The organism is Bremerella volcania (assembly GCF_007748115.1).
GTDB classification, from domain to species: domain Bacteria; phylum Planctomycetota; class Planctomycetia; order Pirellulales; family Pirellulaceae; genus Bremerella; species Bremerella volcania.
Genome location: NZ_CP036289.1, coordinates 3123326 through 3136810 on the forward strand (window position 1 = coordinate 3123326; position 13485 = coordinate 3136810).

At 54.2% G+C, this 13485-nt stretch carries 7 protein-coding genes; 2 read left to right on the plus strand and 5 right to left on the minus strand.

The window, feature by feature from the left end; all coding sequences use genetic code 11:
• The first annotated feature begins 10 nt into the window (after window positions 1-10).
• Window positions 11-3349, plus strand: a complete 3339-nt coding sequence (locus Pan97_RS12795; RefSeq protein ID WP_144973103.1) for a DUF1553 domain-containing protein — start codon at window positions 11-13, stop codon at window positions 3347-3349.
• 18 nt (window positions 3350-3367) lie between these two features.
• Window positions 3368-4882 carry a DUF1501 domain-containing protein gene (locus Pan97_RS12800; protein WP_241676391.1) on the plus strand — a complete coding sequence of 505 codons (1515 nt, stop codon included), beginning with the start codon at window positions 3368-3370 and terminating at the stop codon, window positions 4880-4882.
• A gap of 37 nt (window positions 4883-4919) precedes the next feature.
• On the opposite strand, the gene Pan97_RS12805 is transcribed toward Pan97_RS12800, so the two are convergent.
• From Pan97_RS12805 to Pan97_RS12825, 5 genes are all read right to left on the minus strand, one after another.
• The gene (locus Pan97_RS12805) at window positions 4920-7316 is read right to left on the minus strand and encodes an FAD-dependent oxidoreductase (protein ID WP_196782386.1); all 2397 of its coding nucleotides are present in this window, start codon (window positions 7314-7316) and stop codon (window positions 4920-4922) included.
• A 236-nt stretch (window positions 7317-7552) separates the two neighbouring features.
• Window positions 7553-9220, minus strand: coding sequence for an FGGY-family carbohydrate kinase (locus Pan97_RS12810; RefSeq protein WP_144973108.1), 1668 nt, complete (start codon window positions 9218-9220; stop codon window positions 7553-7555).
• Window positions 9221-9224: 4 nt separating this feature from the next.
• Entirely contained in the window at window positions 9225-10859 is a 1635-nt protein-coding gene (locus Pan97_RS12815) for an L-fucose/L-arabinose isomerase family protein (RefSeq protein WP_144973110.1), read from the minus strand.
• A 4-nt stretch (window positions 10860-10863) separates the two neighbouring features.
• The gene (locus Pan97_RS12820) at window positions 10864-11787 is read right to left on the minus strand and encodes a dihydrodipicolinate synthase family protein (protein ID WP_144973112.1); all 924 of its coding nucleotides are present in this window, start codon (window positions 11785-11787) and stop codon (window positions 10864-10866) included.
• A gap of 54 nt (window positions 11788-11841) precedes the next feature.
• Window positions 11842-13389 (minus strand): sodium:solute symporter, encoded by a 1548-nt coding sequence (locus Pan97_RS12825; RefSeq protein ID WP_241676392.1) that lies wholly within the window; start codon window positions 13387-13389, stop codon window positions 11842-11844.
• Window positions 13390-13485 lie beyond the last annotated feature (96 nt).

Below are 13485 nucleotides of genomic sequence, written 5' to 3' on the forward strand. Positions count from 1 at the left end.
AGGCGATCGTATGTCGCGACACTGCCTGACCGTTGTACTTCTGTTGGTCGTGCCCGCAACCATTCAGGCGGAAGAGCTTCCTCCGCCCCTGGAAAGACAGGTCGAATTCGAATCCGACGTGCTTCCTATTCTCGAAGCAAAGTGCCACGATTGCCACAGCGAGTTTGCCCAGGAGGGAAATCTTCGCCTGGATCGCAAGGCCGCACTGCTTCGCGGTGGGGATTCTGGTGAACCAGGTGTAATCGTCGGCAACAGCGAGAAAAGCCACGTGATTCGACTCGTTGCGGGGCTCGAAAATGACTTGCGGATGCCTCCAGGCGAAGAAGATTCGCTATCGACTGAGGAAATTGGAGTATTGCGCGCCTGGATCGACCAGGGGACGAAGTGGCCAGGGCCTAACGGAGAAGTTGAAAGAGAGAGGCAAACGTCCGATCACTGGGCGTTTCTGCCGGTGATGCCAGTGGTTATCCCTGATAATGATAGTGACTGGGGAAATAATCCAATCGATCACTTCGTCCTAAAACGTCTTCGCGAAGAGGGGCTGTCGTTTAGTGATGCCGCGGATCGACGGACACTGATTCGACGACTGTCGCTTGATGTTCTCGGTTTGCCTCCGTCGCCGGAGGAAATTGACGCATTTGTTCAGGACGAAAGTCCAGATGCTTCGAACAAAGTCATCGATCGGCTCCTGGATAGTCCTCGATTCGGCGAGCGATGGGCTTCGCACTGGCTTGACTTAGTGCGATTCGCTGAGACCCATGGCTTCGAAACTAATCGCGAGCGCCCTAATGCGTGGCGATACCGCGACTATGTGATTCGTGCTTTCAACGAAGACATGCCTTACGATCAATTCATCCGCGAGCAAATCGCGGGAGATAGCTTCGATAGTCCGATAGGCCTGGGCTTCCTGGTTGCAGGGCCATTTGATCAAGTCAAAAGCCCCGATGTCAACCTGACGATGATGCAGCGGCAGAACGAACTCGACGACATCATCAACACAACAGGCACAACGTTTCTAGGACTAACGATCGGCTGCGCTCGTTGTCATAACCACAAATTCGATCCGATTCTGCAGACGGACTATTACTCGATGCAGGCAGTGTTCGCTGGAGTGCAGCATGGCGATATGACATTGCCATCGTCCAGTGAAGCACAAGCCCAGGCCAACGCGCTAAAGCGTGAGATTAACCAGCTCGAGAACCAGCTTGCTGCTTACGCACCAAAGGCGACTGGTAGTCGCTTTATGATGATTGACGATGATCCTGAAACCTCGGGCGATCAGGTCCAGCACCTTAAGCCTATTGCGGGAAAGGGAATCAATTTCCCTGGAAGTGCTCCTGGTCAGGCCGGCGATGCGGGAGACAAAAAGCGTAGTGCGAACGTGAGTGGCGGTAAATATACATGGTGGAAGCACAAGCCAAATGAACCCGTGATTGCCTGGCGGCCGGGGAGCAAAGGGAATTATCGTGTATGGTTGTCATGGGGGTGCGGCTACGACACGCATTGCCAGGATGCACGTTATGTGGTTGATCGCGATGGTAATCCAAGTACGCGTGACGACTGGGAAGTGATTGCGATCGTCAACCAACAACAGTTTGCCAGCGGAGAAGTTCAGCTAAAGAGCGAGCCCATGTGGAGTGGTTTCTTCCACGCATCGATTACCGAGTTGGATGCAGATGATCAGATTCTTTTGGTAGGAGGATCGACCGGCACCGCATTGACGGCGGATGTTCTTCTACTGGAAGAAGTAAATCCAGAAACAAGGTCTGTGCCCGACAAACCCATTTTTCGCGAGGCGGTAACGGCGACTGGGAATGTAGAGAATATTGAAACGCGATCGGCCCGCTTCATTCGCTTTACGATCGAGCAAACCAATTCAGGCTCTCAGCCCTGTTTGGATGAACTTGCCGTCTACTCGCAGGGACGCAACGTTGCCCTGGCCAGCGAAGGAGCGAAGCCGAGCGCATCGGGGTCGCTCGCCGGATATCCCATTCACAAGTTGTCCCATATCAACGACGGAAAGTACGGGAACAGCCACAGTTGGATATCCGACACCAGCGGAAAAGGATGGGTTCAGATTGAACTAACGAAGTCTTTTGCGATCGATCGAATCGAATGGGCGCGGGATCGCGAAGGCAAGTATGCTGACCGACTGCCAACCGAGTATCGCATTGAACTTTCGGAAGACGGCAAGAACTGGCAAGAGGTCGCCAGTAGTTTTGATCGGCTGCCATCGAATTCGGCGGCAATGAATCCGGAGACAAGATATCAGTTTAAGGGTCTACCAACTGCCGATGTCGAAATGGCGAAGTCGCTGTTGGATCGACTTCAGAAGGCAAGGATTGAATTAGCTGCCGTGACAAAGCCCACACTGGCGTACGCCGGAAAGTATCAACAGCCGGGTCCAACGCATCGTCTTTATCGCGGCGAACCGCTCCAGAAGCGAGAAGAAGTACTGCCAAACGTCCCCGAGATTTTTGCCGATCTCAAACTGCCAAGTGATTCACCCGAAGCCGAGCGGAGACGAAAGCTGGCCGAGTGGATCGCCTCGCCTGATAACCCACTCACTGCCCGGGTCATTGTGAATCGAATTTGGCAATTCCATTTTGGAACTGGCCTAGTGGATACGCCTAGTGATTTCGGAGGAGCTGGCGTGCCTCCTTCGCATCCGGAACTGCTCGATTGGCTGGCGATGGAACTGGTGCGAAATGATTGGTCCTTGAAGCATATCCACCGTCTTATCTTGCAGTCAGCGTCCTACCAGCAGTCGAGTCGCCCCAACCCAAGTGGGTTGACGAAGGATAGTGGGACGCGCCTTTTATGGCGGTATCCTCCGCATCGGTTAGAAGCTGAACCCATCCGTGACTCGATGTTGTCCGTTTCCGGTGTACTAGACTTGAGCCAGGGTGGTCCAGGCTTTAGTGCGTTCGAGGTCGAGGCTGAGAACGTACGGCATTACCACCCAAAGAAGTCATTTGGCACCGAGGACTGGCGCAGGATGGTTTATATGACAAAGGTTCGGATGGAGAAGGACGCCGTTTTTGGTCTGTTTGATTGTCCCGATGCCGCCACTTCCGTTGCCAAACGGTCCCGTTCCACAACACCGCTTCAGGCGTTGAATTTGTTCAACAGCAAGTTCGTATTACGGCAAGCGGAATTGCTTAGCGAGCGACTTCAAAATGAGGCAGACTCAGTGGCACATCAAGTTGTAAGAGCGTATCGGCTTTGCTATGGCCGAGAACCAAGCGAGCGGGAAGCCGATGCTGCCCAAGCGTTCATTAATCAGCAAGGTCTCGAAGCGTTCTGCCGTGCCCTTCTTAACAGCAATGAGTTCCTTTTTCTCCAATAGGCAAACCAGGGTGAATTGATGACTAGATCAAATGACGAAACTGGGTTGCCACTGGGTATCCATATGCTGAGTCGCCGAGGATTCCTGGGACACACGGCGTCTGGGCTGGGCAGCATTGCCCTCTCGATGATGCTGACTCAAGAGAAGCTACTGGCTGAGAAAGTCCGCTCGGTTGGTGGCAAGCAGCCTATTCGTCCCAACATTGATCCAAGCCAGCCCTTCGCACCGCGCAATTCTCACTTGCCGGCGGCCGCAAAGAATGTGCTCGTTATTTTCTGCTCTGGCGCATGTAGCCATGTCGATACGTTCGACTACAAGCCAGAGCTGATCAAACGTCACGGCCAGCCAATGCCTGGGGCTGACAAGCTGGTGACCTTTCAAGGACAACAGGGCAACTTGACGAAAAGTCCCTGGAAATTCCGGCCACGCGGCGAGTGTGGGAAGATGATCTCGGATCTTGTTCCGCAACTTGGCGATCTGGCCGACGACATCTGCTTCATCCATTCAATCACCGGAAAGACGAACACTCATGGTCCTGGTGAGAACTACATGTCGACGGGGTTTACTCTGGATGGATATCCAAGCATGGGAGCCTGGGCGACCTATGCGCTGGGAAGTGCAAACGAGAACCTTCCTGCCTACGTGGCGATTCCTGATCCGCGAGGAACGCCGCAGGCCTCGGTCAACAACTGGGGGCCAGGTTTTTTGCCGGCAGCATTCCAAGGCACAGACTTCAATGCCAACCAGCCGATAAGGAACTTAAGCAGGCCTGAGGGTATTGATCCTCGGAAAGACGCTGCAACTCGCGACTTTCTGAATGAGCTGAATGCTCGACATCTGGAAAGGTTCCCCGGAGACAGCGAATTGGCGGCTCGCATTTCGAGTTATGAACTGGCTGCCCGTATGCAGATGACGGTGCCTGAGGTAAGTGACCTTTCCACGGAACCGGCAGAAACATTGCAGATGTACGGTGCGGATGATACGCAAAATACGTTGAAGTCCGCCTATGCTCGCAACTGCATTTTAGCGCGACGGCTGATCGAGCAAGGAGTCCGATTTGTCCAACTATTCAACGGGGCCTATCAAACCGGTGGCGAAGGGGTTAGCAATTGGGACGGGCACAAGGCGCTTCAGACGCAGTACAGCATCCATGGGCCTGTTCTTGATCAACCGACGGCTGCTCTTATTAAAGATTTGAAACAGCGAGGTCTTTTGGAAGATACGCTGGTAGTCTGGTGTACCGAATTCGGTCGCATGCCAACCTTTCAAAAAGGGGCGAGCGGCCGTGACCATAACCCGGAAGGCTTTACCTGTTGGCTGGCCGGTGCTGGAGTGAAAGCCCCGTTTACGTTTGGTGGGACGGATGAGTTCGGGTACAAGGCCGTTGATAATGTCGTCGACGTGCACGATTTTCATGCGACCATTCTCCATCTCTTGGGCTTAGATCACGAGAGGTTGACGTTCTATCACAATGGAATCGAACGACGCCTTACGGATGTCCATGGTCGCGTGATTAAGGACATTCTAGCGTAGCCGTATCGATGTCGAGTTGCCGCTTGTTGATCCATGGCTACCGCGGAATGGGTTCGACAACCAGCCAATTGATACACGTGTTGCTGCCACCTTTAGGCGTGCCAAGCGTCAGCGTCAATCGTCCGTCGCCAATCGTAACGTTGGTGACAAGCTCGGCAAATCTGCCCGATTGCGTATCAAGGTTCTCAGCGAGCACCTTCCCCTCGACCTTAAGGTATTGCCCAAGTTGCTCGTGCCCCGCATCCCCTAGGCAGACCGTTAAGCGGTAATGCCCATTGGGTAACTCGCATTCCCAAACATCCTCAGTCCGGGTAAAGACGAATGAACTTGCCAGCGGTTTGTCGTGGATATCTCGTTCGCGAATGTTCTTCGTCAGATCCTGACGCCAGCCATATCCGAGCCTGGGTTGAAAAAGACGGCCGATGTCCTGCTGGTAACCAGGCACGTCAGGACCGTCAGCGGTGGTGAAGTTGATCGCAATCGTGCCGTCCGCGAATTCTCCTTCGTGTTCAGGAATCCCATCGCGAGTAGGATCGTCTTTCCATGACTTCCATCCCGGCGTAAATGGTAACGGGTCTTTCTCGTCGGGAATTCCGTCCGCATCGGCGTCGGTAGGGTCGAGACGCTTCCAATTCGGAGTGGACTGCTTTACCAAGATAGACCAGATTTGTTGGGCCGCTTCGCGGCGGGTTCGTGGGACTGGCATATCGTGCAGAGCTGATATCTCATAACCTTGTTGGGCTGCGTTGGACACGATTCGTCCATACCAACTATCCGTGACGGGCCCGTCAGCTTGAAATGAAGTATCGGCAGCCTCTAGCTCCAATAGGCGTCGTAAGGCCAGATGCTGGATCGCGGCGAATCCCGGTTCAAGTGGATCGACGTCGGCGAAAGGCCAGATGACTAAAGGAGCGCCGTCGCGGCCGTGGAGTAGCCCGTCCCAGATTTCGGCTAGATAGGCTCGTTGCAGAGGAAGCTTGGAAGGGCTGACGTCATGACGAAGGGAAACGGCGGCGACTGCTCCACTGGCCTGACCGGCGTGAATCGATTGATCGTGTAACCGACATGAGGAGCTAACAATGCTGGTGTAGCCAAGATTCTTTTGAGCCCCCAATAGACCATCAACGTCAGAAGGAACTAAGGAGCGCAAGGGAAAGACTGCCCGACCGGTACCTTCTCGGCCAAAGCGACGATTTCCACGAAAGGTTGCCTCCCAGGGGCCTTTGTCGAGTTGATCGGTACGCCACGAACGTTTAGTCGGATGGAAGTCTAGCTCGAATTGCCACGAAAACACGGCATCCGGAAACATCGTCGTTGCGTAGTTCGATCGCGCCTCGAATCCAAGTACCTCCTGCTCCCGAATGACGTGCTCGGCTTTCAGGCGGATACTCTCACGAATATATGGCTTCGGTGGTAATTGATTGGTCGTGCCGAATTCTGGGCTAAGTGCCATCTTACGGAACTTCGGGAACTTCTGTTGCAAGTAATATAGAAACTTAAGAGAGTGGTTCTGGGCGTCAGCGTAGACGATCGCCCTTTGCGTAGGCGTCATCGCTGCGAGTGGTTTTTGCGACGCTCCCTGTTCCGTCTCTTCCAATGCCATGGCAACATCGGCCGGAAATACATCCAGCGGGTAATCAATCGGTGGTGTGTTGATGAGCAAGACATCCGGATGATCGATTTCAGCAAACCCATGTCCGTCGACGAGTCGCCGTGTGGTATAGGCGAATTTTTCGTCGATCCATCCCCATTGTCCGGTAAAGTAACGTTCGTCGTAGCCTTCTGGTTGGGGGATCAGACTATCTTCCTTTTGCTCTTCGACAATCAAACACCATGTGATGGGGTTGACATCGGTCGAAGGTTCTGCGGATTCGGGGGCACTTGGTTCGTCATATTCACTGCGAGCATCGAGACCAACATCCCACCCTGCCCCCGACTTTTGGATAACATCACCCCAGTCGCTGGCATCAATCGTAATCTTCGCGCGGACGGTCAGGTTGGGCTTGCCTGTCGTTGACCGAAAGACAACGCCATGCACGCAGTTGACGTCCGTCAATACGGATTCAACGATGAAATCGGAATATCGGTGGATCTGTCCTGACTCTTCGAAGGGAGCCAGCAGTTCGCGAAAAACTTGTTCGGAAACGACGGGGCGGCCCGTGGTGATGACGCGAGTATTGCCTGGGCGCCTTACGCCGCCATATAGCTCGGCGTTCTTCGTTTCGATGGCATCGATGACGTCCCGGAAGATTCCACTGCGAGGAATGGGGACCGTTCCGTTGTAGCCGTGCCCTCGGTTCTCATCGATGGCACCAAGGGCCTCGGCACTGAATTGCCCGCCGAGCCATTGAATGCCATTTACCAGTACGATTTTCTTGACACCCATACGAGCCGCTTGAACCGCAGCCGCACAGCCAGATTCGGTTCCACCCACGACGAGTAGATCCGTCTCAATATCCGTTTCAGCGCAAGCTGTGGGGACTAGAGTGAGAGCAACAAAAACAGATATGCAAAGACGTAGTATGTTTCGCAGAAGTAGACGCGGCATGAAGGGGTGCTCCGTAGGAATTTACGAAAGCAACCGGCTCTGGCGGATTCGCAAGGCGGGTTGGGATGAGTTGCGTGAAGACCTCTATCATAGGATTCCACGCGTCCGCCCACAAATAAACTTTAGCTGAAATGCTTCGTCATCAATTCTCGATACGCCAGCTGATCCGCGTACAGCCTGTGGAACACCGCGTACTTCGCTTGATGATATTCCAGCGTCGCTTCTTTTGCCGGTTCAAGAATCGTTTCTGCGGCGCTCATCGTAGCCATGGCATGCAGTAGGTCGGTCTTCTTGCCGGAGGCAACGGCTCCGAGCATCGCACTGCCCAGCAAAACGGACTCTGGTTCTTTCGGCAATGCGACGCGGCAGCCAGTGATATCGGAGTGCTCGCGAAGAAATACAGGGTTCTTTGTACCGCCGCCGCAAGCAAAGATGGTGTCGATGTGATAACCCGAACCGTTCATGACTTCGACAATATGTCGGGTTCCGTAGGCGATCGCCTGAATGGTTGCCAGGTAAAGCACTGCCAAGTCGTCCAGGGTTGCGGAAAGAGGGAGTCCGGTCACCATGCCCCGCAGTGATGGATCGGCCCAGGGAGAACGGTTGCCATGAAAGTAGGGGCAAACATGGATTTCCCGCGTGAGCGAGGCCGGAACTTTTCGATCTTGCGCAAGGGTTTGCAGTCGATCGTTCAATACTTCGTATGTGGTATGATTCGTGGTCTCCGCTAGTTGCTTCAGTTCCGGAGTCGCTTGATGATTGTCGATCACGAAATCGATCAATGCCCCAGTTGCGGATTGGCCTCCTTCGGTGAGCCACATGCCGGGAATCATGGCCGAATAGTAAGGCCCCCAGATTCCTCGAATAAAGCGAGCTTCCTGGGATACGGCCATGTGACAACTCGAGGTCCCGCCAATTAATGCCAGGCGGCGATCAAGCTGCTCGGCACTCGGTGAAACTCCTTCAAGCGCAGCCCCAATCATCCCAATTCCGCCGGCGTGGGCATCGATGATAGAAACACCGACTGCCGTACCTTCAAGCAGACCCAATTCCGCCGCAGCGTTCCTTGTTAGTCCAGTTCCGATAGCTTCCCCCATTGGACGAACCATGGTTCCAATTCGAGCAAACTTCTCTGCAACCAATTCGCCCAATCCAATCGACTCGAAATAGGATGCATCCCAGCGGCCGATTTGCTCATGGTTGTTGTCGTGCCCTAGATACGTCCATTTGCAGACAGTACTGCAAAGGGAACGAGTCTCGTCACCAGTAGCTCGATAAGTCAGGTAGTCAGGCAGGTCGAAAAACTTCCTGGCCCGCTTCCAGGTTTGGGGAAGATTCTCCTTGAGCCAAAGAAGTTTGGGGGTTTCCATCTCAGGCGAGATGACATTGCCGACGTATTTCAAGACGTCATAGCCCCCTTCATTAATTCGCGCCGCTTGAGCCTTCGCGCGATGGTCCATCCAGACGATCACATTTTGATTGTCGTTCCCATCAGGACTTACCGTCACCGGGTGACCGTGTTCGTCGGTTGCGACCAGTGAACACGTGGCATCGAATCCAATGCCGCATACGGATGCGGCCTCGATACCGGCTAAAGAGACCGCTTCGAGCACGCATTTGCAAACGGCTTGCCAAATATTGGTGGAAGATTGTTCGACGAAATCGGCCTGGGGGCGAAACGTTTGGATTGGGTGAACGGCCGAGGCGAGCATGGCGCCGTGACGATCAAAAACGCCAGCCCGTGCGCTGCCGGTGCCAACGTCCACGCCAATGAAATGGTTATTGTTCATGGAGCTAATCCTTCTGCTCCCAACGGGAACCATTCTTCCTGGTGCCGCATAGATTGACCTGGATGCCTAAAGCGTTCGCCATGGCGGCCCGGGCCCAAAATGCTTCGTCGGCAGAAGCTACGTCGTCGGCGTAGGCTACCTGGACATGGTTAGCCCTATGTTTGGCCATCATCTGGTCGCGGGACACGCCATAAGTAACGCCGTGCATGATTGGCCAAACGGAGGTCGTCGCTTCCAGGCGTCGTTTGGTCTCCTCAGGCGGTAGCGAGATGGACTCGCCACGACCGAGGTCCATATGAAGTGCGTTATCGGCCACGTAGATACGCGACCAGACGATTTCACCCGGGCGAGAAACGCCTGATAGCGTAGAACCTCCCTTTGGAAAATACATCGCCGGTTGGCGATAACCGTGACATTGTTCCCATCCGCCAAGATGTTCCGCAGGTGCGGATCCAGAGATCTCCAACACCCACACGTACTCGTTCGTAGTTCCTGACTGATCGGGACAGCCCCAACGAAGGTCGTGAAGCGTAGTCTCTATCGGCTGACGCAATTCGCGATGGATACGATGAATCATCAGCGCATCTAGTCCGGCGCATTCGTCGACTTCGTTGAAGTGGGGAATCGCTTGTCCTGCGAAAAGTTCTCTAGTGCCTTGTTGATTGAATACTGGAGGACGGTGGGTACTGTTGAGCGTCCCTTCTACCAGATCGCTTGCCGGTGTTAGGTCCTTTAAACCTTGCTGATATTGGATGCCGATCGTTTCGCACCCGAAGTGGTCGGCCAGACGAACGGCCGCGATGTACATGCGGCATTGTTCGAGCACCTGATTGGGGGTTAAGTTTTCGGCGTCATCTTCTCCAAAATGAAACTGCATCCCTGCGTCTTCGAACCAGTGAAAAACCTTCTCCGCATCGGTGTTGGATACCTCTCGCATCTCTGCGAACAGCGCGGACTGACTCAAGCGTTCCTTAAAGACGCCCAGAGGATGTAGAAGGTGATCGGGAATGATCGCGTTGAACATGCCCATACAACCTTCGTCAAAAACTCCCATGATTGCTTTTTGCGTTAGGAGTTCGTCAGCGAGACGTCTACCTACCTGGACTACGGATTGTGGAATCCATTCCGGTTCAAGCGTGACCACATGGTCCGTCGTATGGTGAACCTTCCCGGTTTCTAGCCAGGTCTTCAGATGCGCGAGGAAGAATTCATCGGCAAAGTCCTCGCTCCAAAGCGTCGAGTATTCCGCGCCGGCTTTCGTCAGCGAACCGTTTAAGTTGAGCATCCCCACGAGCCCTGGCCACTGACCGGACCAATTGGCGACGGTAAGGATGGGGCCACGGTGGCTGAGCAGCCCCGCTAGGACATGATGGGAATACTGCCAGACGGCTTCCGCGACGATTAGGGGAGCATTGGGGTCGATCGTGCGAAACACTTCGATGCCGCGTTTCTGGCTATCGATAAAGCCGTGCCCTTGGTCAGTAACCTGGTGTGCGCGCTGGAGGCAGTAGCCGAGTTTTTCGACTGCCGCTTGCAGAGCTTCTTCCAGAGCCTTCTGGGCAGGCCAACATTTCTGATTTGCGGAAAGACGAGAGTCGCCACTGGCGACCAACTGCACAGGGGGGGGCTGAGTGGGCATGAGCTTAGCTTTGGGTGACAGGGACATCGAGCTGATTCAAAATTTCAGCAACTTGCAATCGCTGGGGCGTGCGAAAACTATGAAATGGTTCGGCCATGAAATCGTTGCAAATCCCCATCAACGAAAGGCAGCATTTCGTGGCCTTGATGTATTTCGAGGCGTATTTTCCGATCTCATATATACGCTGAAAATCGATGATGTGATCGTGTAATTCTGCCAGCTTCATGTTGTCATTGGCAAGCTTTGCTTCATAGCATTCCACAAACATCCTGGGTAACACGTTCGCTCCGCCTGCGACGGCGCCGTTGCCACCCAACTGCATCGCCTCGGGCAGTTTCGCTTCGGGCCCAATCATAACAGACCAATCAGGACGAATCTTCTTAAGCTTTGCAGCCTCTTCGAAGTACGTCATATCGCCGCTACTGTCCTTGAGACCGACGATGCCATCGAGGTCGGCAACTTGTTTGAGCGACTCGATTTCGAACCACACTTTGGTGAGTTGTGGCATGTTGTAGAGCATCAGCGGCAAGGGAAGTTCTGGGGTGATGTTGCGTACGTAGCTAATCAGTTCGGTCTGGCCCGCTGGAAAGTAATAAGGCGTAGTCAGGACAACGGCGTCTGCTCCTGCTTCGGCTGAGTGTTGCGCCAGAGCGACTGATTCCACGAATGCCGTATCCGTAATGCCCACCAGTACGGGAATACGATTGCAGACCTGTCGGCAGACACAATCAATCAGCTCCCTTCGCAGCCGGTAACTGAGGCTCGGGGCCTCGCCTGTGCTGCCGAGGATGAACAATCCATGCACGCCACCGTCAATTGTATGCTCGATCAAACGCTCAAGGCCGTCATGGTCTAGTTGATCTCGTCCCGTTAAAGGCGTCACGAGAGGTGGGATAATGCCGTGAAACGGTTCGGTGAGCGAATTCACTAGGTCGTTACCTTAATAGGAAAGAGTTCGCGATGGTAATCGAAGTACTCTTGCTCAGGACGGTTCGTTGGATGTGGTTTCGGTCTCGTTTGGCTGGACTTCGGATAGTGGTCGAGCGAAAAAGTGTGCTAGGAGCCAGCCAGTTAACAATATCGTAAGCGTTCCAAAAACAATGACTAAATAGTTGTTGAACGGACTGGCCACCGTGGCCCAGCCTTCAGGCCAGATCTCGGTGCGGGAAAGGGTCATCCAAAGAATGACCGCAACGCCGAGCATCACGCCGAAGACGGCTGCCCCATTCCCGGCTTTTCGTGAAAGCATTCCCAGGAGAAATAATCCCAGCATACCTCCACTGAATATGCCTGCGAGTTGCCACCATGCATCGAGAATGCTCTGAACCTCCATCATGGCAATCGCGGTTGTCGTGCCGATTATGCCCCATGACATGGTGCTAACGTACAACACGATCATCGATTCGCGCTGGCTGGCTTCCGGGCGAATGAAGCGGCGGTAGTAATCTGTGAGCGTCAGGGTAGCTGCCCCATTCAGACTGGTCGAAAGCGTACTCATGGCCGCGGCAAATATGGCCGCCACAAGAAGGCCAGAAACACCGGTGGGAAGCCCGTCGACAATGAAGTATGGAAAGACACCGTCTCCCTTGCCGTCGGCGATTTGTGCCTGAAGGGAGTCGGGCAGGAGTTCTGGCTGGGTGTAATAGTAAGTGAAAAGCGCCGTGCCGATCCATAGAAAGATGATGGAGATCGGTACATAAACGAGTGCTCCGATCCAGACCGACTTCCGGGCATCGCTGTCGGACTTTGCGGCGATGTAACGCTGGACGTAGCTTTGATCGATGCCGAAATTTTGCAGGTTGATGAACATGCCGTAGATCAGCACGATCCAGAACGTCGGCTGAGAGAGGCTGATACCCATGGAGCCGAGGCTAAACTTGTCGTGATGGGACGCGATCTCCAGCATCTGCGATGCACCGTTTGGCATACTCAAGGGAAGAATAATGGCGCACGCGACCGCACCCGTTGCCAAGACGATGCTTTGCAGGGCATCGGTCCAGATGACCCCTTCAATTCCACCGAGAAGCGTGTAGAGCGTCGTCAGCCCGCCTGTCACAAGGATGAGTGCTGGAACGTTCCAGCCCAAAAGTTGGTGTAACGGCAGCGCTAAGAGGTACATCACTGACCCCATGCGTGCGACCTGGGTTAGAAGATAACAGGTTGCCGCGTAGGTACGGGCCCACACCCCAAATCGTTGCTCAAGGTGTTGATAAGCGGAAACCGCATCCCCCTTGCGGTAGTACGGGACGAACCAGATCGTTGCGACCCATGCCGCAATTGGAAGGGAAAAACTAAATGCTAGTGCGTTCCAATCGTTGGAGAATGCCTTGCCTGGCAGCGCGAGAAAGCTGATGCTACTCACGTACGTCCCAAAGATTGATAGCCCGACTACCCAGCCTGGCATCGAGCGACTGGCGGCCATGTAGCCTTCGGGGTTGCGGCTCTTTTGAAAGAACCAGGCGCCGAGCCCCACTACCCCGATCAGGTAGATAACGAGCACGACGATGTCGGCGAAGGCGAATTGATGCACGGGAAAAGCCTCGTTCAAGCAAGGAGAGAGGGACGAGCGGCATCGATCGGAAATCTCTGGAATACCACTGGTATCCCAGAGTATGAACTTCCTGAG